Source organism: Umezawaea sp. Da 62-37 (assembly GCF_032460545.1).
Taxonomy (GTDB): Bacteria; Actinomycetota; Actinomycetes; order Mycobacteriales; family Pseudonocardiaceae; genus Umezawaea.
Genome location: NZ_CP135965.1, coordinates 3,005,389 through 3,031,026, shown reverse-complemented (window position 1 = coordinate 3,031,026; position 25,638 = coordinate 3,005,389). Strand labels below are relative to the sequence as shown.

Below are 25,638 nucleotides of genomic sequence, written 5' to 3'. Positions count from 1 at the left end.
ATAACGCGGCTTTCAGGGCCTTGAATTCACCCTTCTGGCGGCAATGACGTTGTCCGAGACCGTCGCCGTCCGCCCTTCCGGGCCGGTCACTTCGCGTTCGGGCGCGTCCATCCGTTCGACCGTCCACTCGCCGTCCGCCAACTCCAAGGCGGCCAGGGTTTCCGCGGCGGTGGGCAGTCGGACGTCGCCGCTCATCCCCGACCACGGGGGCACGGAGGCGTGTTCGACGATCAGGAGCAGTCCGCCGGGTGCGACCGCGTCCGCCGCTTGCCGCAGCACGCGTTCGCGGGGGAACTCGACGGGGGACTGGAGGAACTGCGCGGACACGAGGTCGTACGTGCCCTCGGGGAACGTTTCGCCGAGGTCGTGCTGTTCGAACACGATGGCCAGGCCCTCTGCGGCGGCCGCGGCGCGCCTCAGAGCAGTGGGGGACACGTCGACGGCGGTGACCTTCCAGCCCTGCTTGGCGAGCCAGACGGCGTCGGCGCCCTCGGCGCAGCCGAGATCCAGGGCGGTGCCCGGTGGGAGCGGTTCGACGACGTCGACCAGGAACCCGTTCGGCTTCCCGCTCCACACGCGGTCGCGGGCCTGGTACATCTCCTCCCAGAACGCCTCGGTCATCGGGACACCGCCTCGCGGGAGCGGAGCGCGGCCACGGCGGTGGCGGTCTCCTCGGCGATCAGGTCGGCGTTCACGGCGGCGGCGGCCTTCACGCCGGCGGAGGCGGCCATGACCACCTGGGCGAGCGGGTCGGTGACGTTGCCCGCGACCCACACGCCGGGGATCGGGGTGGCGCCGGTCGGGTCGGCCGCGGCGTGGTCGCCGACGCGGTGGCCCGCGATCTCCAGGGGGGAGGTCTCCAGGCCGAGGGCGCGCAGCACGTCGGCCTGGGCGTGCAGGCGGGAGGTGACGGCGAGCGCCTGGCGGGCGATGACCTCGCCGGAGCGCAGGCGCACGCCGGTGAGCCGGTCGTCGTGGACCTCCAGGGCGCTGACCTCGCCCTCCACGACGGTGATGCCGCGGGCGGCCAGCTGCTCGGCCTGGTCGTCGGTCAGTTCCGGGGCGGTGTGGCGGAACAGCACCACGTCGGCGCTCCACTGCCGGAACAGCAGGGCGCTGTGCACGGCCATCGGCCCGGTGCCCAGGACGCCGATCGCCTGGTCGCGGATCTCCCAGCCGTGGCAGTAGGGGCAGTGCACGACGTCGCGGCCCCACCGGTCAGCCAGTCCTGCCACGTCGGGCAGCTCGTCGACCAGGCCGGTGGCCACGACCAGCCGCCGTCCCAGCAGGGTGCCGCCGTCGGCGAGGTCGACGGCGAACCCGTCGTCGACCCGCCGGGCGCCGGTCGCGACGCCGGACACGACCCGGCCGCCGTACCGGGCGACCTCGGCCCGACCGGTCTCCACCAGCTCGGACGGGCTCATCCCGTCACGGGTGAGGAACCCGTGCACCCCCGCCGCGGGGGCGTTGCGGGGTGCTCCCGCGTCGACCACCACGACCGAGCGGCGCGCCCTGCCGAGCACCACCGCCGCGCTCAGGCCCGCGGCTCCGCCGCCGACCACCACCACGTCCACCACGTTCTCGTTCATGGCACCACTGTGCGGGCGGTGGTGGGCAATGGGCAAAGTTCTTTGCCATTATGGCAACGTGGACGACGACCTCAGCTCCGTGCTCACCGCGGTCGGCCCGCGCCTGCGGGCGTTGCGCAGGCAGCGCGAGACCACGTTGAACGACCTGTCCGCCGCGACCGGCATCTCGGTCTCGACGCTGTCCCGGCTGGAGTCGGGTCAGCGCAAGCCGACGCTGGAGCTGCTGCTGCCGCTGGCCCGCGCGTACGGGGTGCAGATGGACGAGCTGGTGGGCGCGCCCGCGACCGGCGACCCGCGCGTCCACCTGCGCCCGGTGCAGCGCGGCGACCTGACGATGGTGCCGCTGACCCGGCGCGCGGGCGGGGTGCAGGCCTACAAGCTGATCGTCCCGTCCCGCGGCTCGGGGCCGCCCGAGACCAAGACGCACGAGGGCTACGAGTGGATCTACGTCCTCAGCGGGCGGCTGCGGCTCGTCCTCGGCGACCGCGACATGGTGCTCACCCCCGGCGAGGCCGCCGAGTTCGACACCCGCGTGCCGCACTGGTTCGGCAGCGCCGACGCCACGCCCGTCGAGGTGCTCAGCCTTTTCGGCAGGCAGGGCGAACGGGCCCACCTGCGGGCGAAGTCGGGCGGATGAGGGGCCGACGGGCTGCCACGGCGGTCGGCCGGTGATCATCAACCTGGATGGTCGGTGTCACCTCGACGGGTGAACTTGCGGCCACAACCTGCGAATTTCGGTCTCGCGGTTCGCAATTGGACACCGCTATCGGGTACCAACACCCGGTGCTGAAACCCCGACCACCGCGAACCTGGCTCGTCGGCGCGGTCCTCGTGCCCGCGCTGCTCGCGGCGACCGGTGTGCTGGCGCAGGGGCACCGGATCGAACAGGACCTGGGCGACCGCGTCGCGCACGCCATCGACGAGTCCGGACACGCCGACGGCGCGGTGTCGGTCGACGGACGCCGGGTCACCGTGTCCGGTGTGGTGCCGCGGGAGGCCGCGCAGGTCCGGGCGCTGGTCGCCTCGGTGCCCGGCGTCACCGCCGTGGCGGTGCACGACGCCGAACCCGGTCAGCTGCTGCTCCTGGTGCGCGCCGACGAGATCGTGCTCGCGGGCACGCCCGCCGACGAGGCGGAGCGGCGCGCGCTGGTCGAAGCGGTCACCGCCCGCGCGGGCGAGAACCGGGTGACCGACGTGCTGGCGCCGAGGGCGGGGGACCGGTCGCCGGTCACGCCCGCCGTGGCCGCCTCGATCGCGGGCGCGGTGGTGGAGAACGGCGTCCACGACTTCAGCGGCGTGGTGCAGGGCGGGGTGCTGACGGCGCGCGCGACGGTCGTCGACGACGAGCGCGCCACGACGTTCGGCAGGCTGCTCACCGCCGCCGCCGGAGACCTGGCCGTCGTGCCCTCCATCGAGGTCGGACCGTCCACGAAGGACAGCGCGCTCGACCTGCCCGCGCTCGGCGACTCGATCGACCGGCTCGTCGGCGGCAACGGCAGCATCCGCTTCCAGCCGGACACCACGACGTGGCAGGGTCACGGCCCGGTGCTGATCCAGCGGGTCGCCCGGATGTTGCTGGTCGCGCCGCGCGCCACCGTGACGGTGCGCGGGCACGCGTCCGCGGCCGCCGCCGACCCCCGCGGCCTGGCCGAGACCCGCGCCCGCATGGTGCGCGACGTCGTGCTCGGCCAGGGCGTCGATCCGGCCATGGTGGAGACGGCGATCAGCCTCGACAACGCCCCCGAGTCCACCGACACCTCCCGTCAGGTGGACATCCTCGTTCGCTAGGAGTTCGCTGTGCTCTGGTTGTTCACGCAGATGTTCCTGCTGTGCGCTGGTTCTTTCCTCGCAGGCTCGCTGCTCGCCTGGCTGCCGATGCGGGCGGTCGTCCGGAGGCTGCGCGCCGAACTGGCCGCGTCCCGGCGACCGGTCGCGGCACTGGCCGCGCCCGCCGTCGTCGTGGTGCCCGAACCGCGGGCGGAGGCCGGGCTCGACGAAGAGTCCGAAGTGGACTTCCCGGAATCGGGGCACGAGGACTTCGCCCCGGAATCGGAGTCCGAAGCGGACCTCCCGGTGAAGGGCAACTCGAAGTCCCGGATCTTCCACACCGAGGCCTCGCCGTACTACCGCCGGATGAAGGGCGACGTCCGGTTCCGCTCGGCGGAGGAGGCCGAGCGCGCGGGCTACACGGCCTGGTCGCCGCGCACGCGGTCCCAGCTCGCCGGGTCGGCCCAGTAGCTCGGGTCCGACCACCGCGGGTCCCACTGCCAACCCTCGTCGTCGGCGGACTTCGCACGGGTCGCGAGCAGCGCGAGCGCGTTGATCGCGGCCCAGCCGAGGGCGATGCCGACGACCTTGGCGCGGGTGGCCCTATCCGGTGCGGCCAGGCCGAGCACGACGCTGTCGCCGATGTCCATGGCGACCCTGGTGAGCAGGGCCAGCCGCAGCGGCACACCGGACGGCGCGAGCGCGACGGCCAACCCGGACACCAGGTCGCGCACCCCCACGGCCGTGCCCAGCGTGCGCGACGCGGGGGAATCGCCCAACCCCGTGGGCCCGGTCAGCACCTGGGGCTTGGCGATGACGGCCGCGCTGTAGACGGCCGTGGCTGCCCCGAGCGCCCTGGGGAACCAGCTCATGTCGAACTCTCCTCGGTTGGTCTCGAACCACAGGCTCGCGCGGCCCGGAAGCCCCGACAACCCCTGATCACCCCCAGTTGACCAGGGGTGTGGATGATGTGGGCATGAGCCCCGACCTGTCCGCCGCGCGGGGGAAGCTCCTCCCGGACCTGCTCGCTCCGGGACTGGACGTCGTGTTCTGCGGCATCAACCCCGGCCTGTACTCGGCGGCGACGGGGCACCACTTCGCCAGGCCCGGCAACAGGTTCTGGCCCGCGCTGCACCTGGGCGGGTTCACGCCGCGGGTGTTCGCCGCCGCCGAGCAGGCCGAACTGCTCGACCTCGGGCTGGGCATGACGAACCTGGTGGCGAGGGCCACGGCCCGCGCCGACGAGCTGACCGCCGAGGAACTGCGCGCCGGGGGCGTGCGGCTCGCGGAGGTGGCGGCGCGGTACCGGCCCGAGGTGATCGCCGTCGTCGGGATCACCGCCTACCGCACCGCGTTCGACCGCAAGAAGGCCGTGGTGGGGGCTCAGACCGAACTGCTCGCCGACTCCCGGCTCTGGGTGCTGCCCAACCCCAGCGGTCTGAACGCCCACTACCCGCTCCCCGACCTGGGGGCGGCGTTCGCCGAGCTGCGGGAAAACCTCGGCCGGTAGCCTCACGTCCGCTTGTGGGCGCGCGAGATCAGCTTGCGCAGCTCGCTCTCGCCCAGTCCGCCCCAGACCCCGTAGGTCTCCTCGACCGTGAGCGCGTGCTCGCGGCACTCCCGCTGCACGGGGCAGCGTTCGCAGATCTCCTTCGCCCTGGCCTCCCGCCGTTCGCGAGCGGCGCCGCGCTCGTTGGGCGTGTGGAAGAATAACGTGCTGTCGACACCGCGGCACAGACCGCGGAGCTGCCAGTCCCACGACTCGGCGACCGGTACCGGCAATCGGGACAACTCGGGCATGTGACCACATCCTCGCTCGCTGGTCACCGTACTCTAAATTCGATTCAAAATCGGTTCAACTCGAGAGGCCCGAGACGCTGAACACGTCGTCGACGGCCTCGCGCAACGAGTGCGGCCGCCTGGCCCCTTCCGGCAGCGGCAGATCGGCCCAACCGGGGCCGCCGAGCAGCACCGCGGACACCTCCGCCACCTCCACCAGCGGCACGCGCAGCGCGTGCTCCCGGTCGTGCGCCCAGAGCACGACGACATGGGGCGACAGCAGGCGCACGGCGCTGAGCAGGGCCGCGGGCGGCACGCGGGTGCCGAGGTTGCGCGACGCGCAGCCGCGCTCGGCCAGCGCGGCGGCCAGCGCCACCAGCGGCAGGGAGTGCTGCTCCTCGGGCGCGGCGGCCAGGAGCGCGGGCAGCCTGCCGTTCTCCACGGGGTCCCCGACCTGGCGCAGCACCTGGAGGATGCTGTCGGTCGCGACGTGCTCGACGCCGATGCCACCGCCCTGGTCCTCCGCTCGCCGGCCGAGTTCGACCAGGAACGGCATCAGCACGGCCTCCCACGCGTCCACCACGCCCAGCGCGGAGACGAGCGAGGTGGTGAGCCTGGCCAGCCCGGGCGCGTCCAGCCGGTCCGAGGCGCCGATGAGGTCGTGGAAGTCCGGGACGGGGCCTACACCGCTGCGCGCCATGGTCGCCGCGGCCGCGGGCGCGACCCCCTGGCCGGTGAGTTCCAGCATCCGGCGGAGCCTGGCCACGTCGATGTCGTCGTAGCGGCGGTGCTTGCCCTCTTCGCGAGTGCGCGGGCCGAGCCCGTAGCGCCGATCCCAGGTCCGCAGGGTGGTGGGCGAGATGCCGAGCGAGCGCGCCACAGCCCCCGCGCTCCAGCGGGCGCCGTCGCTCAAGATGATCACCACCTCTTCCGGTGGCGAAGCATATGCCTCAGAGGCGGCGAAGGCCGCTGAGAACCCGTTCCAGCAGGAGGAGGTCGGTCTGCCCGCCCGCGGAGCCGCCGTTGGTCTCGTGGACCGACACGGCCCCCATGTCGATGAGGTCGCTCAGCAGCACCCGCGCCACGCCCAGGGGGATCGACAGCACCGCGGAGACCTCGGCGACCGACCGGGGCAGCGCGCACATCTCCACGACGGACCGCTGCTCGGGGCTCGAGGAGCGCATCGCGGTGCGGACGCCCTCCTCGTTCACCGAGATCAGCGTCTCCAGCCGCAGGTCGTGGTCGGAGGTGGTGCGGCCGCCGGTCCAGGTGTACGGGCGGACCAGCGACTTGCCGGTCTCCTCGTAGTGGGGCTCCTGGCGCGGGGCGTCCTGGTACCGGGGCTCCGGGATCGACTCGACGTGGTCGAAGTCGTCGTCGAGGTCGCGGTCGAAGTCCTGGTCGAACGGGGCCGTCTCCTCGACGGGGGTGGGCTCCTGCTCCAGCGTCCGCCGGAGCGAGGGCGATCCGAACCTCGCGCCCGTCTGTCCGACCTCGCCGCGCAGCGACCGCCGCCCCCTGCGCGGCTTGGGTACCGCCGCGGCGAGGTGCTCGGGTTCGTGCGGAGGCTCGACGCCCTCCTCCTCGAGGGTGCGGCGCAGCGAGGAGGAGCCGAACCTGGCTCCGGTCCGCCCGACCTCGCCCCTCAGCGACCGGCGGCGCTTGCGCCCTCCACCGGTCGCTCCCGACTCCGAGCCGTCCACCATGACCACCACGTCGCCACCCAGCGTGCATCGTCCGTCACGGACACGCTAGACGGAACCGCGCACGGCTCATTACGCGAACGTTTCGACCTCGTGCATTCCTGGTTACCGGGCCCGTTTCTTGCGGAGTCCGGTCACCAGCAGCGTGATCCCGCCGATGACGGCCAGCAGGCCGATCGCCGTCCACAGCTGCTGCCCCGTCATGAAACTGCCCTTGACCACGTTCAGGCCCTGCAGCGTCCACACCGAGCCGAGCAGGACGAGCAGTGCGCCCACCACCACGGATACCCACTTGTTCATGGTCAAGTCGTACCATGTGCGGATGACCAAGCCGCCCATCCGAGACGTGCAGATCGCCGACGACATGATCAGGCTCGGCCAGTTCCTGAAGCTCGCCGGACTCGCCGAGGACGGCTCGCACGCCAAGGAGTTGATCGACGGCGACGAGGTGACCGTCAACGGGAGGCTGGAGATCCGCCGCGGCGCCCAACTGCACGACGGCGACGTCGTCGCCGTGGGTGACGAACGCGCCCGGTTGCACGCCGCGCACTGAGCGCTCCGCCATTCGCCGTCATTTTCCCCCGACCACCGGCCACCGGTCATCGAATTCCGCCAAGTGGGTGCCGGCATCCGGATAACGGCTGTGTCCCGATCCGGATGTCGAATACCCGGTGGATTCATGATGAATACCGCGACCGCAATTATGCGAGGCCTGCTCGACTTTTCGTGGCGCCCGCCCCGCCGTGGTGATCGTTCCGGCGGAGTCGCCCGCGAGTTCCCGACCGGATCCACCCCCGTGGTGACCGGAAACGCGCAGGCGCGGATTCATCGCCTTACCGCGGCGACGCGCCGGAAGGCGGGATGACGTACGCCACATCGTTCAACTAATCGGTGATCATCCGCGTAGCGCGTGCTGCGCCAACCGGGCGTTCCCGTTTCCCCCGCGGTCACGGCGATGACATGACCGGTTGCTCTGAACAGCTGCCTCCGCAGGGTGAATGGGTGATCGCTCAGCGGGTTCGTCCACTTGGGACAAGGGTCTTTCGGCCCATTGAGTACACCCTTGCGCGTGCCTGGAGAGCTTTGTCGGGGGTATCTGTAACGGGCTGCGGGGTCGGAACGATAAGTCGTGCGACTCAGCTGTTTGTAGGGGTTGTGAGCAGTCTCCTCGTCGGTTTGGTCTAACGTGCCGCCTACTGGTAATGGATCGTCACCGGGAGTCGCCCGGTGGTTCTACCGGGTCACTTCCGGCCATTTTCCAGTCGGGTCGAACCATGTCTGTAACACCCGTGGTTGATCGAACGAATGATGGTTTGCAAGCGCCGGTTCATCGCGTCCAAAGATGTCCGGTTCACATCAGCTGGCGGTCAACCAATTGCCGTACCACGCGGGTCCTCGGGGACGCCCTGCGAACGTGCACGTCCGAACCGGCCGAACCGGGGGAGAACCACGATGAGTGAGCAGGTCCAACCCACACGACGCAGACCCGTCGTGGGGATCGTCCCGACGAGCACGGTGCAGTCGCCTCGGCAGACGCACCCGCCGGTCGCCGCGTGGGAGTCGCGGTACCGACGGGGCGTCATCCTCGGCGACGTGCTGGCGACCGTCCTGGTCGTCGCCTCGTTCGGCGGGCTGATGATGGCGCGGCACAGCGCCTTCGTCCCCATGTCGATCCTCGCGCTCGAAGTGCTGACCGTGGTCGTCGTGCTCGGCTCCCTGTACCTGAGCCGGGTGTGGAACGCGAACGTGCTCGGCCAGGGCGCGGAGGAGTTCCGCCGCCTGGGCAAGGGGCTGTTCGCCTCGGTCGTCGCGCTCGGCTTCGGCGCCCTCGCCGTGGACATCCCCGGCGCCCGCCTCTGGGTGTTCGTGGTGGGCCCGGCCATCGCGCTCGTCGACTTCCCCCTCCGCTACCTGCTCCGCAGGCCGCTGCACCGCGCGCGCTCCGAAGGACGCTGCCTGCTGCCGGTGCTCGCCGCGGGGAACGTGGCCACGGTCGGGGACCTGATCACCCGCACCCGCAAGGCCACGCACCTCGGCTGGCGCGTCGACGCCATCTGCACCCTGGACGGCCGGGCCGCGCTCGGCATCGACCTGGAGGGCGTGCCGGTCGTCGGCCGCTTCCGCGACCTCGCCGAGCAGGTCCGCCGCGGCGGGTACCGCATCGTCGCGGTCACCCCGGACGCCTACTGGACGCCACGCAGGCTCCAGCAGCTCGCCTGGGACCTGGAGGGCACCGGCACCGAGATGGTCGTCGCGCCCGCCCTCATGGACTTCGCGGGCCCGCGCCTGCACGTGACCGGTGTGCTCGGCATGCCGCTGCTGCGGGTCAGCGAACCCGCGTTCACCGGCTTCCGCTGGGCGATCAAGGCCTGCGTCGACCGGATCGGCGCCATCGCGCTGGTCCTCGCGTTCGCCCCGCTCCTGCTGCTCGTCTCCGCCGCCGTGATGATCGACAGCCGGGGCCCGGTGTTCTACCGGCAGCGCCGCGTCGGCAAGGACGGCGCGGAGTTCACGATCGTCAAGTTCCGCACCATGGTCACCAACGCCGACGCGCTGCGCACCGAGCTCGCGTCGGTCAACGAGGGCTCCGGCGTGCTGTTCAAGATGCGCAAGGACCCCCGCGTGACCAAGGTCGGGCGCCTGCTGCGCCGCTACTCGGTCGACGAGCTGCCGCAGCTGCTCAACGTGCTCAGCGGCACCATGTCGCTGGTCGGCCCCCGGCCGCCGCTGCCGGAGGAGAGCGCGAAGTACGCCCCCGAAGTGCGCCGCCGCCTGCTCGTGAAGCCCGGCCTGACCGGGTTGTGGCAGGTCAGCGGCCGAAGTGACCTCTCGTGGGAAGAGTCCGTGCGACTCGACCTGCGCTATGTCGAGGACTGGTCCCTCGCCCTCGACGCGCTCATCTTGTGGAAGACCTTCCGGGCCGTCTTCGGCGGCCAAGGAGCCTACTGATGGAAAGGGACGACGTGACGCCGATCGGCATCGCCGTGATCGGCGCGGGTTACTGGGGTCCGAACCTCGTGCGCAACGCACAGGCGACACCAGGGCTGAACCTGCGCTACCTGTGCGACCTCGACGTGGAGCGCGCCCGCCGCGTGCTCGGCGAGTACTCGACGGTCGCCGTGTCCGGCTCGCTCGACGACGTGCTGGCCGACCCGGAGGTGCGGGCGGTCGCGATCGCCACCCCCGCGGCCACCCACCTGCCGGTCGCGATGGCCGCGCTGGAGGCGGGCAAGCACGTGCTGGTGGAGAAGCCGCTGGCGGCGAACTTCGCCGACGGCCGCAAGCTGGTCGAGGCCGCGGAGAGCCGCGGGCTGACCCTCATGCTGGACCACACCTTCTGCTACACCCCGGCCGTGAGCCACCTGCGCGAGCTCGTGCGCGGCGGCGAGCTGGGCGAGATCCAGTACATCGACTCGGTGCGGATCAACCTCGGTCTGGTGCAGCCCGACGTGGACGTGCTGTGGGACCTGGCGCCGCACGACCTGTCGATCTTCGAGGCGATCCTGCCCGACGACGTGCGGCCGGTCGAGGTGTCCGCGCACGGCTCGGACCCCATCGGGGCGGGCCACGCGTGCGTCGCGCACCTGACCATGAGGCTGTCCAACGGTTCCATCACCCACGTGCACGTGAACTGGTTGTCACCGACCAAGATCCGCACGATGGTGGTCGGCGGTTCGGCCCGCACCGCGGTGTGGGACGACCTGAACCCGACGCAGCGCCTGTCGATCTACGACCGGGGCGTCGACCGCGAGCGCGAGCACAAGATCATCTCCTACCGCACCGGCGACATGGTCGCCCCCGCGCTGCCCGAGCGCGAGGCGCTGCGCGGCGTGATGGCGGAGTTCGCCGCCTCGATCACCGAGGGCCGCCCGCCGCTGACCGACGGCCGCGCCGGACTGCGCGTGCTGGCGATCCTCGAAGCGGCGTCGGAGAGCCTGGCCAACGGCGGGGCGTTCGTCCCCGTGCAGCAGGTCGACGGACCTACCAGTAGTGGAGGCACGACTTCATGACCCAGCAGCCCATCGCCGGTCAGCGCGCGCTGGTCACCGGCGGAGCAGGCACCATCGGCTCCGCGGTGGTCGACCAGCTCGTCGAGGCCGGGGCCACCGAGGTGGTCGTGCTGGACAACTTCGTCCGCGGCCGCCGGGAGAACCTGGCCGACGCGCTCGGGAGCGACCGGGTCACGATCGTCGAGGGCGACATCAACGACCGCGACCTCGTCGGCGGGCTGACCGAGGGCATCGACCTCGTGTTCCACCTCGCCGCGATCCGCATCACCCAGTGCGCCGAAGAACCGCGGCTCGCGCTGGAGTGCCTGGTGGACGGGACCTTCACGGTCCTGGAGGCCGCCGCGGCCGCGAAGGTCAAGAAGGTCGTCGCCTCCTCGTCGGCGTCGGTCTACGGGCTGGCCGAGACCTTCCCGACGACCGAGCGGCACCACCCGTACAACAACGACACCTTCTACGGCGCCGCGAAGGCGTTCAACGAGGGGATGCTGCGCAGCTTCCACGCCATGAACGGCCTGGACTACGTGGCGCTGCGGTACTTCAACGTGTACGGGCCGCGGATGGACGTGCACGGCCTGTACACCGAGGTGCTCATCCGGTGGATGGAGCGGATCAACAAGGGCGAGCCGCCGCTGATCTTCGGCGACGGCGCGCAGACGATGGACTTCGTCCACGTCCACGACATCGCCCGCGCCAACATCCTGGCGGCGCGCGCGGACGTCACGGACACCGTCTACAACATCGCCAGCTCCCAGGAGACCAGCCTCAAGGGCCTCGCCCTGGAGCTGTTGTCCGCGATGGGGTCGGACCTGGCGCTGGAGCACGGTCCCGAGCGCAAGGTGAACGGCGTCACGCGCAGGCTGGCCGACATCGGCGCGGCCGCGCGCGATCTCGGCTGGAAGCCGGAGATCGGGCTGTCGGACGGCCTCCGCGGTCTGGTCGACTGGTGGGCTGCGGAGTCCGCCGGTCGCCCTGTGTGACCAAAGAGGACCGATTGGCCGCATGTCGCTGCGGTTGAACAACTTTCGGCCCGCTACCCGCCAAACGTTGTAACGATGAGTGGCCCTCGTCCGAACAACAACCCGAATGACATTCACGGCGTGTGACCGATCGGCTGGGGAGCCGAGGTCCCGCCGGGCGGCTGAACCCTGGGGTCGTAATCGTTGTGCGTGGCGGCTTTGAGAGGCGGACGGCCATGTCGTTGCTCGGTGGCACGGATGGGAGAAGACATCCCGTGCTGAGAAGGATCATGGCGTTCGTGATCTTCGTGGCGGCGGCGGTGGTTCCCATCGCTTTGTTGAGCACGGCCGCTTCGGCGGCCCCCTGCGACGCTCCGGTGGTGAACCCCGTCGCCTGCGAGAACTCCAAGGCGGGCGACGCGAACTGGGACGCGACCGGTGGTGGCGACCCGAGCATCGAGGGCTTCGCGACCTCGATGAGCGCCAACATCGGCGACACGGTCAAGTTCAAGATCAAGACGTCGTCGCCCTACAAGATCGACATCTACCGCCTCGGCTACTACAACGGCGCGGGCGCGCGGAAGTGGGCCACCTCCATCCCGGTGACCCCCCGCTCGCAGCCCGCCTGCCTGTCCCAGGCCTCCACCGGTCTCATCGACTGCGGCAACTGGCAGGAGTCCGCCTCCTGGACCGTGCCGTCGAACGCGGTGTCCGGCGTGTACCTCGCCCACCTCCAGCGCACCGACGCGGACGTGGACAACCAGATCGCGTTCGTCGTCCGCGACGACGGCAGCCACGCGAAGATGGTCTTCCAGACCTCCGACACGACGTGGCAGGCCTACAACACCTGGGGCGGCAACAGCTTCTACGGCGGCCAGCCCGACTCGCGCGCCTACAAGCTGAGCTACAACCGCCCCTTCTCCACCCGCACGGACGTCCCGGACGGCCGTGACTTCCTCTTCGGCTCCGAGTACCCGATGATCCGCTTCCTGGAGCGCAACGGGTACGACATGAGCTACATCTCCGGCATCGACACCGACCGGGCCGGATCGCTGCTGCAGAACCACAAGCTGTTCGTCTCCACCGGTCACGACGAGTACTGGTCGGGCCAGCAGCGCGCCAACGTCGAGGCCGCCCGCGACGCCGGTGTGCACCTCGCGTTCTTCAGCGGCAACGAGGTCTTCTGGAAGACCCGCTGGGAGAACAGCATCGACGGGTCGAACACGGCCTACCGCACGCTGGTCACCTACAAGGAGACCCACGCCAACGCGAAGATCGACCCGAACGCGCAGTGGACGGGGACGTGGCGCGATCCGCGGTTCAGCCCACCCGCCGACGGCGGTCGACCCGAGAACGCCCTCACCGGCCAGATCTGGACCGTGAATTGCTGCAGCTACGCGATCCAGGTGCCCGCCGACGACGGCAAGATGCGCTTCTGGCGCAACACCTCCGTCGCGAACCAGGCGACCGGAGCGGTGGCGACCCTGGCCCCGAACTCGCTCGGCTACGAGTGGGACGAGGACCTGGACAACGGCTTCCGCCCCAAGGGCTCCGTGCGGCTGTCGAAGACCACCGAGACGGTCCAGGCGAAGATCCAGGACTACGGCACGAACGTCGCCGAGGGCGAAGCCACCCACCGGATGACGATGTACAAGGCCGCCAGCGGCGCCATCGTCTTCGGCGCGGGCACCGTGCAGTGGTCCTGGGGCCTGGACGACCAGCACGACGGCGCGGCCGTGTCGACCGACGTGCGCATGCAGCAGGCGACCGTGAACCTGTTCGGGGACATGGGGATCCTGCCCACCACGATGATGGCCGGGCTCACCGCGCCGGGAACCTCGACCGACACCACCGCGCCGCAGACGACCATCGCCACCCCGACCGCGAACATGGTGGTCAACAGCGGTGACACGGTCACCGTCACCGGCACGGCCTCCGACGTCGGCGGCCGGGTCGGCAACGTGGACGTCTCGCTCGACGGCGGCACGACCTGGCACCCGGCCAACGGCCGGGAGAACTGGACCTACTCCGGCAGCGTCCCGCGCTCCGGCGCGATCAGCGTCCAGGCCCGCGCCACCGACGACAGCCTCAACACCGACGCCTCGCCCGCGACCGTCGGCGTCACGAGCACCTGCCCGTGCACGCTGTTCCCCGACCTGGCGAAGCCGAAGACCGACGCGACCACCGACGCCAACCAGATCAACGTCGGCACCCGCTTCACCACCGACTCGGCGGGCTTCGTGACCGGGATGCGCTTCTACAAGGGCGCGGGCAACACCGGCACGCACGTCGGCGGCCTGTACACCGCGGCGGGCCAGCAGCTGGCCACCGCGACGTTCGCCAACGAGTCCGCGTCGGGTTGGCAGAACGCGATCTTCAACCCGGCCGTGCAGGTCACCGCGAACACGCCGTACGTGGTGTCCTACAACGCCCCGGTCGGCAGGTACTCCGCAGACGCGGACTACTTCCGCAACAAGGGCCTGGACACCCCGCCGCTGCACGCGCCCGCCACCACCGAGACCGCGCTCAACGGCGTGTTCGCCTACGGCGCCCCCGGCTTCCCGAGCGAGAGCTACCAGGGCGGCAACTACTGGGTGGACGCGGTGTTCGACACGACCGAGCCGCCGGACACGATCGCGCCCAGCGCGACGGTGGACTCGCCGGTCAACGGCAGCTCCAGCGTCTCGACGACCGCGAAGCCGTCCGTGCGGTTCGACGAGCCCGTGCAGCAGGCCACGATCGCCCTCGCGGTCAAGAACCCGGCGAACGTCGCGGTGGCGGGCACCGTCGCCTACGACGCCGCCACGAAGACCGCGGTGTTCACGCCCAGCAGCCCGTTCGCGGGCAACACCAAGTACACGGTCGCGGTGACCGGCGCCAAGGACACCGCGGGCAACACGATGTCCGGCACGACCTCCTGGACCTTCACCACGCAGAAGCCCGCCACCCCCGGCGTGTGCCCGTGCAGCGTGTGGGACGACAGCGCGGTGCCGGGCACCGTGACCGTGAACGACGCCACCGCGGTCGAGCTGGGCATGCGCTTCCAGTCCGAAGTGAGCGGCTCCGTCAAGGGCGTCCGGTTCTACAAGGGGGCGCGGAACGTCGGCGCCCACACCGGTCGCCTGTGGTCCAACACGGGCACGCTGCTGGCCACGATCACCTTCACCGGCGAGTCGACGGCCGGGTGGCAGGAAGCCACCTTCAACTCGGCGGTGCACATCAACGCGGGCACGACCTACGTCGTCTCCTACACCACCAACGGGTACTACTCGGCGACCTCGGGCGGCCTGAACTCCGCCGTGGCCAACGCCCCGCTGCGGGCGCTGGCCACCGGCGCCGACGGCCCGTCCGGCGTGTACCGCTACGGCACCGGCGGGGTCTTCCCGACCAGCGGCGGCGGAGCGAACTACTGGGTCGACGCGGTGTTCCAGCCCGACCCCGACACGATCGCGCCCACGGTGACCGGCACCTCGCCGGGCAACGACTCGCGCAGCGTGCCGACGTCGTCCGCGATCACCGCGACGTTCAACGAGGCGGTCAACCCCTCGAGCGTGGTGTTCACGCTCAACGGCGACATCAACGCCGCGAGCCCGCTGACCGGCACGACCACCTACGACCCGGCCACCCGCACGGCGAGGTTCCAGCCGTCCGCGGCGCTGGGCGCGGCCACCACGTACACGGCCACGGTCAAGGCGGCGGACACCAGCGGCAACACGATGGGCAACGCCACCAGCTGGTTCTTCACCACGTCCGGCATCGGGGCCTGCCCGTGCACGCTGTTCTCGGACAGCACCACCCCGGTCACGGCGTCGGTGAGCGACTCCAACCCGGTCGAGCTGGGCGTCCGGATCACCCCGGACACCAACGGCTGGATCACCGGCGTCCGCTTCTACAAGGGCACCGGCAACACCGGCACGCACACCGGCAGCCTCTGGACGACGACCGGCACGCGCCTGGCGACGGGCACGTTCACCGGCGAGTCGGCCACCGGCTGGCAGAAGCTGACGTTCGCCAACCCGGTCGCGGTCACCGCGAACACCCAGTACGTGGTGTCGTACTACGCCCCGGCAGGCCGCTACGCGGGCGACGTCGACTACTTCACGACCGCGGTCGACAACGCGCCGCTGCACTCCCCGGCCAGCGGGAGCGACAAGAACGGGCTGTTCCGCTACGGCGCGGGCGGCGGGTTCCCGGTCGACTCCTACCGGTCCGGCAACTACTACGTGGACGCGGTGTTCACCAACAACGCGCCGTCCGACACGACGGCGCCGACGGTGACCGGCTACAGCCCGTCCGACGGCGTGACGAGCGTCCCGCCGACCGGCGCGGTGACGGTGACCTTCGACGAGGACGTCCAGCCCACGTCGCCGGTCTTCACCCTGGCGCCCACCGCCGGTGGCGCGAACGTGGCGGGTACGAGCGCCTACAACGCGGCGACCAGGACGTGGACGTTCACGCCCTCCTCCGCGCTGGCGTTCTCGACCTCCTACCGGGCCACCGTGTCCGGGGCGAAGGACGGGTCGGGCAACACGATGGCCGGGTCGGTGACGTGGACCTACACCACGGCGCAGGCCCCGACCAGCGGGTGCCCGTGCACGATCTTCGCGGACTCGGCGACCCCGACCATCGCGGCGGCCGACGACAACGGCCCGCTGTCGCTGGGCGTGCGGTTCACCGCCGAGAGCGACGGTGTCGTCAACGGCATCCGGTTCTACAAGGGGTCCGGCAACACCGGCACCCACACCGGAACGCTGTGGACGTCCACCGGGACCTCGCTGGGCACCGTCACCTTCACCGGTGAGACCGCGGGCGGCTGGCAGACGGCGACGTTCGCCACGCCGATCGCGGTGACCGCGGGCACCGAGTACGTCGCGAGCTACTTCGCGCCGAACGGCCACTACTCGGTCACCAGGGGCACGTTCGAGTTCAACGGGGTCGACCGGACCCCGCTGCACGCCCCGAAGGCGCTGAACGGGGCCCCGAACGGCCTCTACAAGTACGGCTCGGCGGCGGCGTTCCCCGACGGCGGCAACGACACGAACTACTGGGTCGACGTCGTCTACACGCCGAACGCCGGTGCGCCGCAGGGCTTCGCGGCCTCCTCCGGAGGTGCGGCGGCCGCTCCGGCCGGCTTCTTCCACGGCACGCCCGCGCAAGCGGTGTCGTCGGTGGTCGGAGTGCTCGGGTCAAGGTTGACGCAGTTGTTCACAACCACGAGGTGAGGTGACAGGTGAGCCCGTTCCCGCTGGTCGTCATGATGTCGGGCAAGCCGTGGGACGGAGTCCGCGGCGCCGACCGGCAGCAGGCCGAACAGCTGACGAGGTACGCCGACGTGCTGTGGGTGGATCCCCCGATCTCGCCGTTGACACCGGAGAGGTACCGACCCGGTGTCGGCAGGGGGATCCGCCCCCGGCTCACCTCGCCGGCGCCGGGCATCACCAGGCTCACACCGGTCGCGCTGCCGGGGCTGTCCCGCCCCGGCATCCGCGCCACCACCTGGCCGCTGGTCCGCGCCCAGATCCGCTGGGCGCTGGGCCGGACCGGCCGCAAGCCGCACGCCGTCGTGTCGTTCTCGTTCGACGACGTGCTCGGCAAGTGGGGCGACGGGGTCCGCACCGTCCTCTACGGCACGGACGACTGGGTCGCGGGCGGTCAGCTGATGGGGCTGGACCCCGACTGGCTGCGCGGCGAGGAACGCCGGGCGCTCGCCGACGCGAGCACCGTGGTGGCCGTGACGCCCGCCCTCGCGTCGCGGTGGGCGGGGCTCGGCGCCTCGCCGGAGTTCCTGCCCAACGGCGTGCACGCCGACGCCTACCGGAACGTGGAGTCGGCCGAGGTGCCCGCGGCCGTGGCGGACCTGCCGCACCCGGTCGCGGGCCTTGTCGGCCGGATCACCGCGCGGATCGACATCGGCATCCTGGAGACCCTGGTGGACAACGGGGTCTCGCTGCTGATGGTCGGTCCGCGCGACCCGTCGTGGGAGCCGCGGCGGTGGGCCGACCTCGTCGCCAGGGCGCACGTGCTGCACGTGGACGAGGTGCCGTTCCCGCGGTTGCCCGGCTACTTCAAGGGCATCGACGTCGGCATCACGCCCTACCACGACACCGAGTTCAACCGGGCGTCCTTCCCGCTCAAGACGCTGGAGTACCTGGCGGCCGGGCGGCCCGCGGTCAGCACGGACCTGCCAGCAACCAGGTGGTTGTGCCAGGACGCCGAAACGAACGCCCCCGGCGGACCGATAGTCATCACGGCGGGCTCGCACCAGGAGTTCGCCGGAGCGGTCCTCGCGGCCGCCCGGTCGCCGCGCACCGCCGACGAGGTCGCCCGCAGGCAGGGGTTCGCCCAGCTGCACTCGTGGCGTCGTCGGGGTGACGCGTTCGCCGAGGCCATCGGTCTCGCAGTCCACAATGGAGGGTCAATGGCAGGCACGGCACGGAGCGGCGTCGAGGGGGAGTCCCGATGATCCCCGTGATGCGCCCCGTCCTCGGCGAGGAGGAGGCCCAGGCCGCCGCCGAGGCCGTCAGGTCCGGCTGGGTGGCCCAGGGCCCCCGCGTCGCGGCCTTCGAGGAGGCCTTCGCCACGAGGGTCGGCGCCGCGCACGGCGTCGCGGTGTCCTCGTGCACGACCGGGCTGCACCTCGCCGTGCACCTGCTCGGCATCGGCGCGGGCGACGAGGTGGTCGTGCCGTCGCTGTCGTTCATCGCCACCGCGAACGCCGTCCGCTACACCGGCGCCACCCCGGTGTTCGCCGACGTCGACCCGGACACCGGCAACCTCACCGCGGACACAGTCAAGGCCGTCCTCACCCCGCGCACCAGGGCGGTCATGGTCGTGCACCAGGCCGGTGTCCCCGCGGACGTCGAGGAGCTGCGCGCGCTGTGCGACCCGCTGGGCGTGGACGTGATCGAGGACGCCGCGTGCGCCGCGGGCTCGACGTACCGGGGCTTCCCGGTCGGCACCGGCGCGCTGCTCGCGGCGTGGTCGTTCCACCCGCGCAAGCTGCTCACCACCGGTGAGGGCGGCATGGTCACGATGGACCGCGAGGAGTGGGCGGTCCGGGGCAGGCGGCTGCGCGAGCACGGCATGAGCGTCAGCGCCGCCGACCGGCACAAGGGCGGCGCCGCGGTCGTCGAGGAGTACCTGGAGACCGCGTTCAACTACCGGCTCACCGACATCCAGGCCGCCGTCGGGCTCGTGCAGCTCGGCAGGCTGGACGGCATCGTGGCGCGCAGGCGCGAGCTGGCCGCGCGCTACCACGGGCTGCTCGCCGACGTGCCCGGTCTGCGGATGGTGCGCGACCCGGAGCACGGCACGACGAACTACCAGTCGTTCTGGGTGCGGCTGCCCGACGACAGCCCGCTGGAGCGCAACGACGTGCTGGCCGGGCTGGCCGAGCGCGGCGTGTCCGCGCGCCGCGGGATCATGGCGTCGCACCTCGAACCGGCCTACCGCGGGCACCCGCGCGGCGACCTGCCGGTCACCGAGGACCTGACGCGGCGGACGCTGATCCTGCCGCTGTTCCACGACATGACCACGGGGGAGCAGGACACCGTGGTCGACGCCCTCAAGGCCGCTCTGGGCCTGCCGGTGGCGACGGGTGGCGTGCGATGAGCGCTGCCCGTCCGCTGCTGCTGGTGGGTGCGGGCGGCCTGGCTCGCGAGTGCTTGGCGGCGCTCGCGGCGGTCGAGCAGGCAGGCACGGCCCCGTACACCGTGCTCGGCCTCCTCGACGACGACCCCGCCCGGCACGGGACGCCGGTCGACGGCACTCCCGTGCTGGGCGGGTCGGAACTGGTCGACGAACACCCGGACGCGGCCGTGCTGGTCTGCACGGCGACCTCCCGCGTGCCGGACAGCAGGCCGCGGATCGCCCGGCGGCTCGGGCTGTCCGACGACCGCCTCGCCACCCTCGTGCACCCCGCGGCCAGCGTCGCGCGCGGCACCGAGATCGGCGCGGGCGCGATCCTGCTGGCGGGCGTGGTCGTCACCGCGCCGCAGCGGATCGGCCGCATGGTCGTGGCCATGCCGCAGGTGCTGCTGACCCACGACGACGAGGTGGGCGAAGGCGTGACGATGGCCGGTCGGGTCGCCCTCGCGGGCGGCGTGACCGTCGGCCGGTGCGCCTACCTCGGCGCGGGCTCGCTGGTCCGGGAGAACCTGGCCGTGGGCGAGCTGTCCCTGCTGGGCATGGGTTCCGTGCTGCTGGAGGACCTGCCCGCCGGTGAGACCTGGGTGGGCTCGCCCGCGCGGCGGCTCGTCAGGCGCCCGAAGGCGGTGGCCCGGTGAAGGTCCTCGTCTTCGCCCACCGGCTGGAACTCGGCGGCACCCAGACCAACGCGATCGAGTTGGCCGCCACGATCCGGGACACCCACGGCCACGAGGTGGTGCTGTTCGCCGCGCCCGGCCCGGCCTCGGAACTGGCCAGGAGCAAGGGGCTGCGGCTGATCGAGGCCCCCGACGCCACCGGCCACCCGTCGCCCGCGGTCATGCGCGCCCTGCGCGCCGCCGTCCGCGCGGAGCGGCCGGACCTGATCCACGTGTGGGACTGGCCGCAGTGCTTCGACGCCTACTTCGGCGAGCACCTCGTGCACCGCGTCCCGCTGCTGTGCACGATGATGGGCATGGTGGTGCCGAGCTTCGTGCCGCGCCAGCTGCCCACCACGTTCGGCACCCAGCAGCTCGCCGACGACGCCCGCCGGTCCCGCACCGGCACGGTGGACCTGCTGGAACCGCCGGTCGACATCGCGTTCAACGCCCCCGGAGCGGTGGACCCCGCCCCGTTCAAGGAGAAGTTCGGCCTCACCGACGACAAGCTCACCGTCGTCACGGTCTCGCGGCTGGTCGAGTGGCTGAAGCTGGAGAGCCTGCTGCGCAGCATCCAGGCCGTCGACCTGCTGGCCGAGAAGCACGCCGTGCGGCTGGTCATCGTCGGCGAGGGCACCGCGGCCGAGCAGGTCGCCGCCCGCGCGGGCGAGGTGAACCGGAGGCACGGCACGGACGTCGTGGTGCTCACCGGCGGACTGCTCGACCCGAGGCCCGCCTACGAGGCGGCCGACGTGGTGCTGGGCATGGGTGGCTCCGCGCTGCGCACGCTGGCGTTCGCCAAGCCCATCGTCGTGCTGGGGGAGAAGGGCTTCTCGCTGCCGTTCGACGAGAGCACCGTCGGCTACTTCCGCAGGCACGGCTACTACGGCCTCGGCAAGGGCATCGAGACGCCCGCCGACCTCGCCGCGCAGATCGAGCCGATGATCGAGGACTCGCTGCTGCGCAAGGAACTCGGCGAGTTCGGCCGCGGTGTCGTCGTGAGGCACTACGGGCTCGACCCCGCGGCGCGCGGGCTGGAGGAGCTGTACCGCCGGGTGGCCGCCGCCCCCGCGCACCGCGCGACCACGGCGCGCGAAGGCGCCCGCACGGTCGCGATGCTCACGGCCCGGCGACTGCCGGCGCCGGTCAAGGACAAGCTGCGCGCGGTGGTACGCCGCCTCGCGCCGAACAGGGGACAGGGGGTGGCCTCGTGACGGTCCCACTGGTGGATCTCGGGATCCAGCGCGACCAGATCGCGGACGAGGTCGCGGAGGGCTTCGCCAGGGTGCTGGCGGCCACCGCGTTCGTCGGCGGTCCGGACTGCGCGGCCTTCGAGGCCGAGTTCGCCGCGTACTCCGGCCGCGCGCACTGCGTCGGCGTGGCCAACGGCACCGACGCGCTGGAGCTGGCGCTGCGCGCGGCGGGCATCGAGTCGGGCGACCGGATCGCGTTGCCCGCCAACACCTTCGTCGCCACGGCGGAGGCCGTCGTGCGGGCCGGCGGCGTGCCCGTGCCGGTCGACGTGGACGACGAGCACCTGCTGCTCGACCCGGCCGCGCTGGCCGAGGTCGCCGCGGACGTGCGCGCGGTCATGCCGGTGCACCTGTTCGGCCAGCTCGCCCCGATGGAGCCGATCATGGCCATCGCGCGGGAGCACGGGCTGGTCGTGGTCGAGGACGGCGCGCAGTGCCAGGGCGCCACCCAGCACGGCAGGGGCATGGGCTCGTGGGGCGACGCCGCGGGCACCAGCTTCTACCCCGGCAAGAACCTCGGCGCGTTCGGCGACGCGGGCGGCGTGCTGACCGACGACGAGGAGGTCGCCCACCGGGTGCGCCTGCTCGCCAACCACGGCAGCGACCGCAAGTACGAGCACCCGACGCTGGGCTTCAACTCCCGGCTCGACACGCTCCAGGCCGTGGTGCTGCGGGCGAAGCTCGCCCGCCTCGCGGGCTGGAACACCGAGCGGCGGCTCGCCGCCGCCACGTACGCCGAACTGCTCAAGGACGTCGACGGCGTCCGGCTGCCCGGCGCGGCCGAGGGCAACGAGCACGTGTGGCACCTCTACGTCGTGCGCGTCGAGGACCGCGACGGCGTGCTGATCGACCTGAACAAGGCGGGCATCGGCGCGGGCATCCACTACCCGGCGCCCGTGCACACCACCGGCGCGTTCGAGCGGTACGGCCGCCACGAGGGCTATCCCGTCGCGGAGCAGGCGGCGGGCGAGATCCTGTCGCTGCCGATGTTCCCCGGCATCACCCGCGCCCAGCAGGAGCGCGTCCGCGACGTCCTGGTCGAAGCGGTGGCCTCCCGTGTCTGATGAGGTGGAGGTGCACCCGCTCGGGCTGTGCGAGTCCGACGCCGTCGGCCCGCGCACGCGGGTCTGGGCGTGGGCGCACGTGCTGCCCGGCGCGGTCGTCGGCGCGGACTGCAACATCTGCGACCACGCCTTCGTCGAGGGCGGCGCGGTGCTCGGCGACCGGGTCACGGTGAAGAACGCCGTGCTGGTGTTCGACGGCGTGACGACCGGCGACGACGTGTTCCTCGGCCCGAACGTGGTGTTCACCAACGACCTCCGGCCGCGCGCCCACGTGAAGAAGGGCCCGGAGGCGCTGCTGCCGACGCGCGTCGAGTCCGGTGCCACGCTCGGCGCGGGAACGGTCGTGGTGTGCGGCACGACGATCGGCGCGTTCGCCTTCGCCGCGGCCGGTTCGGTCATCACCAGGAGCGTGCCCGCGCACGCGTTCGTCGCGGGGAACCCGGCGAAGGTGCGCGGCTGGGTGTGCGAGTGCGGCGAGCCGCTGGACGAGCTGTTCACCTGCGCCTGTGGATTGAAGTACGAGCAGGTCGGCGAGGGGCTGGCCAGGCGATGACCGCCGAGGTGAGGACCGGTTCGGTGGCCGCGCCCGCGAGGGCGCGGCTGTCGTTCCTGGACGGCGTGCGCGCGCTGGCCGCGCTCTACGTCGTGCTGCACCACATCTGGTTCACCGTGTACCCGACGTACCCGGTGAACTCGGGTCCGGTGTTCCTCGGCTGGCTGCTCTACGGGCACCTCGCCGTCGCGGTTTTCATCGTCGTCAGCGGGTTCTCGCTGACCGTCGCCCCGGCCCGGCGCGGCTACCGGCTCGGTGGCGTGGCCAGGTTCCTGCGCAGGCGCGCGTGGCGCATCCTGCCGCCGTACTGGGCCGCGCTCGGGCTGTCGGTGCTGGTGTTCGGGTTGATCACACCGGAGCTGACCGGCCGCGCGATCACGCTCAAGGGCGTGCTCGCGCACTTCTTCCTGGTGCAGGACGTGGTCGACAGCCCGAAGCCGAACGGCGCGTTCTGGTCGATCGCGATCGAGTGGCAGATCTACTTCCTGTTCCCGCTCGTGCTCCTGCTGCGCCGCCGCATCGGTCCGCTGTGGATGGTCGTCGTCTCGACGGCCGCCGTCGTCGCCGCCCAGCTGGTCGGCGAGAACGTCGGCCCGCTCGACGGCGTGCTGAACCTGACCCCGCAGTTCCTGGCGCTGTTCGTGTTCGGCGTCGCCGCCGCGATGGTGCTGGAGGAGGGCCGCACGGCCCCCCGCTGGCTCGGCGCGGCCGGCGTGGCGTGCTTCGCGGTGTTCGTCGTGCTGGCGGTGGTGTTCGGCTCGGTGTGGGTCGACCGCGGCTACTTCTGGATCGACCTGCTGGTCGGCGTCGGCACCGCCGCGGTGCTGGCCGTGCTCGCGGGCGGCGGGTTCGCGCCGCTGCGCGCGTTCCTGGCGAGCTGGGCGCTCAGCCGCGTCGGCCTGTTCTCCTACAGCGTCTACCTGGTCCACCTGCCGCTGCTCTGGCTCGTCGACCACTTCCTGGTGTCGGTGCTGGTGGCCGACCCGCTGGCCCGCTTCGGCCTGCTGCTCGTGTTCGGCACGGCCGCCGTGCTGGGCGGCTCCTACCTGTTCCACCGCGTGTTCGAACGGCCGTTCATGGAGAACAGGTCGCTCGCCGAAGTGACGGCGGCGATCCGGGGGGGACGAGCGACGACATGAGCACCGAGTCGACCGAGGAACTCGGCACGCTGGTCCGCAAGGGGATGCGCTGGAGCTTCGCCAGCACGTTCCTCTCGCGGCTGGCGAACCTGGCGTCCGGGATCATCCTGGCGCGGCTGCTGACGCCGAACGACTACGGGCTGTTCGCGGTCGCGACGGTCTCGCTGGTCATCCTGATCAACATCAACGACCTCGGCCTGGAACAGGTGCTGGTCCGCTGGCCCGGCGACGTGGCCAAGGTCGCCTCGACCGCCACCACGGTCATCTTCGGCTTCAGCGTCGTGCTGTTCATCGGCTTCCAGGCGGGCGCGAGCGCGTTCGCCTCGGCGCTGGGCGCGCCCGAGGCGACGGACCTGGTGCGGGTGCTGGCGTTCGCGATCCTGATCAACGGCGCGCTCGCCGTGCCGTCGGCGATGCTCACCCGCTCGTTCCGCCAGGACCTGCGCACCTACGCCGACCTCACCGGGTTCATCGTCACGACCGGGCTCACGCTGGCGCTGGCGATGACCGGCTTCGGCGTGTGGGGGCTGGTGTGGGGCAGGCTGCTGGGCAACCTGGTGAACGGGTTGCTGCACCTGAAGTTCACCCCGGTCCGCTACCGGCCGGGCTGGGACCCCGCGGTGGCGAGGGAGTTGCTGCGCGGCGGGCTGCCGCTGGCCGGGGCGACGATCCTCGCGGTGGCGATGGTCAACGTGGACAACGTGGTCATCGGCAGGCTGCTGGGCCCGGAGACCCTCGGGCTCTACGTGCTGGCGTTCAACCTGTCCAGCTGGCCCGTGACGCTGCTGTCCATCCCGGTGGCACGGGTGAGCGTGCCCGCGTTCGCGCGGCTCCAGGAGGACCTCGTGGCGCTGCGCGCGGCGTTCGCCAGGTCCATGGGGCTGCTGATGGCCGCCGCGGTGCCGATCTGCGGGCTGCTGGCGATCATGGCGGGGCCGACGATCCGGTTCGTCTACGGCGACAAGTGGGCGGGCGCCGCGACCGCCCTGGTGTTCCTGGCCGTGCTGGGGCTGGCGAGGGTGGCGCTCCAGCTGTGCTTCGACGTCCTCATCGCGGTCGGCAGGGCCCGGCAGACGCTGGGTCTCCAGGCGCTCTGGCTGGTGGTCCTCACGCCCGCGCTGGCGATCGGGGCGCACCTGCACGGCGTGGCCGGGGTCGGCGTCGCGCACATGGCCGTGGCGGTCGTCGTGATGCTGCCCGCGTTCCTCTTCGCGCTCACCGGACTGGGCATCCGGCCCGGCCTGCTCGGCTCCGCGGTGCTGCGCCCGGCGCTGGGCGCTGTACTGCTGTGCGTGGTCCCGTACTTCGCGACGCGGGAGCTGCGCCCGGACCTGCTGGTGCTGCTCGTCGGCGGCGTCGGCGGCCTCGCGCTGTACCTGCCCGTGGTGCTTCCGATGCGGCGCGGGCTCGCGGCGCTGAAAACCGCTAAACCCGCAGGTCGCGAAGCGGAAACGGAGGCGGTGTGACGACCATCTCAGTTGCGTGTGCAAAGCATTGTAGAAGTGCCGGTCTAAGGGGGCCG

General features: G+C 71.7%; 24 protein-coding genes. 17 read left to right on the top strand and 7 right to left on the bottom strand.

Going from position 1 to position 25,638, the window contains the following annotated elements:
• Window positions 1-12: 12 nt before the first annotated feature.
• Together RM788_RS13180 and RM788_RS13175 are read right to left on the bottom strand one after the other, a co-directional pair.
• Window positions 13-621 (bottom strand): class I SAM-dependent methyltransferase, encoded by a 609-nt coding sequence (locus RM788_RS13180; protein WP_315931923.1) that lies wholly within the window; start codon window positions 619-621, stop codon window positions 13-15.
• On the bottom strand, window positions 618-1,589 hold the full coding sequence (locus RM788_RS13175) for an NAD(P)/FAD-dependent oxidoreductase (RefSeq protein WP_315931922.1): 972 nt from the start codon (window positions 1,587-1,589) through the stop codon (window positions 618-620). Before RM788_RS13175 ends, RM788_RS13180 begins: the two co-directional genes overlap by 4 nt.
• Window positions 1,590-1,647: 58 nt before the next feature.
• Here RM788_RS13175 and RM788_RS13170 point away from each other — a divergent pair, with 58 nt between their 5' ends.
• The 3 genes from RM788_RS13170 to RM788_RS13160 all read left to right on the top strand — a co-directional run bounded on the left by RM788_RS13170 (window position 1,648) and on the right by RM788_RS13160 (window position 3,827).
• Window positions 1,648-2,226 (top strand): helix-turn-helix domain-containing protein, encoded by a 579-nt coding sequence (locus tag RM788_RS13170; protein ID WP_315931921.1) that lies wholly within the window; start codon window positions 1,648-1,650, stop codon window positions 2,224-2,226.
• A 146-nt stretch (window positions 2,227-2,372) separates the two neighbouring features.
• Complete coding sequence (locus RM788_RS13165; RefSeq protein ID WP_315931920.1) at window positions 2,373-3,377, top strand: OmpA family protein; 1,005 nt, start codon at window positions 2,373-2,375, stop codon at window positions 3,375-3,377.
• Window positions 3,378-3,386: 9 nt separating this feature from the next.
• Complete coding sequence (locus RM788_RS13160; protein ID WP_315931919.1) at window positions 3,387-3,827, top strand: sunset domain-containing protein; 441 nt, start codon at window positions 3,387-3,389, stop codon at window positions 3,825-3,827.
• On the opposite strand, the gene RM788_RS13155 is transcribed toward RM788_RS13160, so the two are convergent.
• On the bottom strand, window positions 3,773-4,228 hold the full coding sequence (locus RM788_RS13155; protein ID WP_315931918.1) for a hypothetical protein: 456 nt from the start codon (window positions 4,226-4,228) through the stop codon (window positions 3,773-3,775). The two genes, RM788_RS13160 and RM788_RS13155, sit on opposite strands and share 55 nt — an antisense overlap.
• 104 nt (window positions 4,229-4,332) lie before the next feature.
• Here RM788_RS13155 and mug point away from each other — a divergent pair, with 104 nt between their 5' ends.
• Window positions 4,333-4,866 (top strand): G/U mismatch-specific DNA glycosylase, encoded by a 534-nt coding sequence (gene mug, locus RM788_RS13150; RefSeq protein WP_315931917.1) that lies wholly within the window; start codon window positions 4,333-4,335, stop codon window positions 4,864-4,866.
• A gap of 2 nt (window positions 4,867-4,868) precedes the next feature.
• Here the strand turns inward: mug and RM788_RS13145 are convergent, their stop codons facing one another.
• From RM788_RS13145 to RM788_RS13130, 4 genes are all read right to left on the bottom strand, one after another.
• A complete protein-coding gene (locus tag RM788_RS13145) occupies window positions 4,869-5,156 on the bottom strand; it encodes a WhiB family transcriptional regulator (RefSeq protein ID WP_315931916.1) in 288 nt (95 codons plus the stop codon).
• A gap of 55 nt (window positions 5,157-5,211) precedes the next feature.
• Window positions 5,212-6,057, bottom strand: a complete 846-nt coding sequence (locus tag RM788_RS13140) for a MerR family transcriptional regulator (RefSeq protein WP_315931915.1) — start codon at window positions 6,055-6,057, stop codon at window positions 5,212-5,214.
• 28 nt (window positions 6,058-6,085) lie between these two features.
• Complete coding sequence (locus RM788_RS13135; RefSeq protein ID WP_315934625.1) at window positions 6,086-6,841, bottom strand: DUF742 domain-containing protein; 756 nt, start codon at window positions 6,839-6,841, stop codon at window positions 6,086-6,088.
• Between the two features lie 102 nt (window positions 6,842-6,943).
• Window positions 6,944-7,138: a hypothetical protein gene (locus RM788_RS13130; RefSeq protein WP_315931914.1), complete on the bottom strand. Its 195-nt coding sequence runs from the start codon at window positions 7,136-7,138 to the stop codon at window positions 6,944-6,946.
• Window positions 7,139-7,160: 22 nt separating this feature from the next.
• On the opposite strand from RM788_RS13130, the gene RM788_RS13125 reads away from it, so the two are divergent.
• The 13 genes from RM788_RS13125 (at window position 7,161) to RM788_RS13065 (ending at window position 25,582) form a co-directional block, all read left to right on the top strand.
• Window positions 7,161-7,391, top strand: coding sequence for an RNA-binding S4 domain-containing protein (locus RM788_RS13125; protein ID WP_315931913.1), 231 nt, complete (start codon window positions 7,161-7,163; stop codon window positions 7,389-7,391).
• An 899-nt stretch (window positions 7,392-8,290) separates the two neighbouring features.
• Window positions 8,291-9,787: a sugar transferase gene (locus tag RM788_RS13120; protein WP_315931912.1), complete on the top strand. Its 1,497-nt coding sequence runs from the start codon at window positions 8,291-8,293 to the stop codon at window positions 9,785-9,787.
• Entirely contained in the window at window positions 9,787-10,848 is a 1,062-nt protein-coding gene (locus RM788_RS13115; protein WP_315931911.1) for a Gfo/Idh/MocA family protein, read from the top strand. The genes RM788_RS13120 and RM788_RS13115 overlap by 1 nt, the downstream gene beginning before the upstream one ends.
• Window positions 10,845-11,825 carry an SDR family NAD(P)-dependent oxidoreductase gene (locus RM788_RS13110; RefSeq protein ID WP_315931910.1) on the top strand — a complete coding sequence of 327 codons (981 nt, stop codon included), beginning with the start codon at window positions 10,845-10,847 and terminating at the stop codon, window positions 11,823-11,825. The genes RM788_RS13115 and RM788_RS13110 overlap by 4 nt, the downstream gene beginning before the upstream one ends.
• 254 nt (window positions 11,826-12,079) lie before the next feature.
• Window positions 12,080-17,026, top strand: a complete 4,947-nt coding sequence (locus RM788_RS13105; protein ID WP_315931909.1) for a DUF4082 domain-containing protein — start codon at window positions 12,080-12,082, stop codon at window positions 17,024-17,026.
• A gap of 8 nt (window positions 17,027-17,034) precedes the next feature.
• Window positions 17,035-18,267: a glycosyltransferase gene (locus tag RM788_RS13100; protein WP_315931908.1), complete on the top strand. Its 1,233-nt coding sequence runs from the start codon at window positions 17,035-17,037 to the stop codon at window positions 18,265-18,267.
• Entirely contained in the window at window positions 18,264-19,415 is a 1,152-nt protein-coding gene (locus tag RM788_RS13095) for a DegT/DnrJ/EryC1/StrS family aminotransferase (RefSeq protein WP_315931907.1), read from the top strand. Before RM788_RS13100 ends, RM788_RS13095 begins: the two co-directional genes overlap by 4 nt.
• On the top strand, window positions 19,412-20,089 hold the full coding sequence (locus RM788_RS13090; RefSeq protein ID WP_315931906.1) for an LbetaH domain-containing protein: 678 nt from the start codon (window positions 19,412-19,414) through the stop codon (window positions 20,087-20,089). The genes RM788_RS13095 and RM788_RS13090 overlap by 4 nt, the downstream gene beginning before the upstream one ends.
• On the top strand, window positions 20,086-21,321 hold the full coding sequence (locus tag RM788_RS13085; RefSeq protein ID WP_315931905.1) for a glycosyltransferase family 4 protein: 1,236 nt from the start codon (window positions 20,086-20,088) through the stop codon (window positions 21,319-21,321). The genes RM788_RS13090 and RM788_RS13085 overlap by 4 nt, the downstream gene beginning before the upstream one ends.
• The gene (locus RM788_RS13080; protein WP_315931904.1) at window positions 21,318-22,424 is read left to right on the top strand and encodes a DegT/DnrJ/EryC1/StrS family aminotransferase; all 1,107 of its coding nucleotides are present in this window, start codon (window positions 21,318-21,320) and stop codon (window positions 22,422-22,424) included. The genes RM788_RS13085 and RM788_RS13080 overlap by 4 nt, the downstream gene beginning before the upstream one ends.
• Window positions 22,417-22,977: an acyltransferase gene (locus RM788_RS13075; protein ID WP_315931903.1), complete on the top strand. Its 561-nt coding sequence runs from the start codon at window positions 22,417-22,419 to the stop codon at window positions 22,975-22,977. Before RM788_RS13080 ends, RM788_RS13075 begins: the two co-directional genes overlap by 8 nt.
• Entirely contained in the window at window positions 22,974-24,116 is a 1,143-nt protein-coding gene (locus RM788_RS13070; protein ID WP_315931902.1) for an acyltransferase family protein, read from the top strand. Before RM788_RS13075 ends, RM788_RS13070 begins: the two co-directional genes overlap by 4 nt.
• Window positions 24,113-25,582 (top strand): lipopolysaccharide biosynthesis protein, encoded by a 1,470-nt coding sequence (locus tag RM788_RS13065; RefSeq protein ID WP_315931901.1) that lies wholly within the window; start codon window positions 24,113-24,115, stop codon window positions 25,580-25,582. The genes RM788_RS13070 and RM788_RS13065 overlap by 4 nt, the downstream gene beginning before the upstream one ends.
• Window positions 25,583-25,638 lie beyond the last annotated feature (56 nt).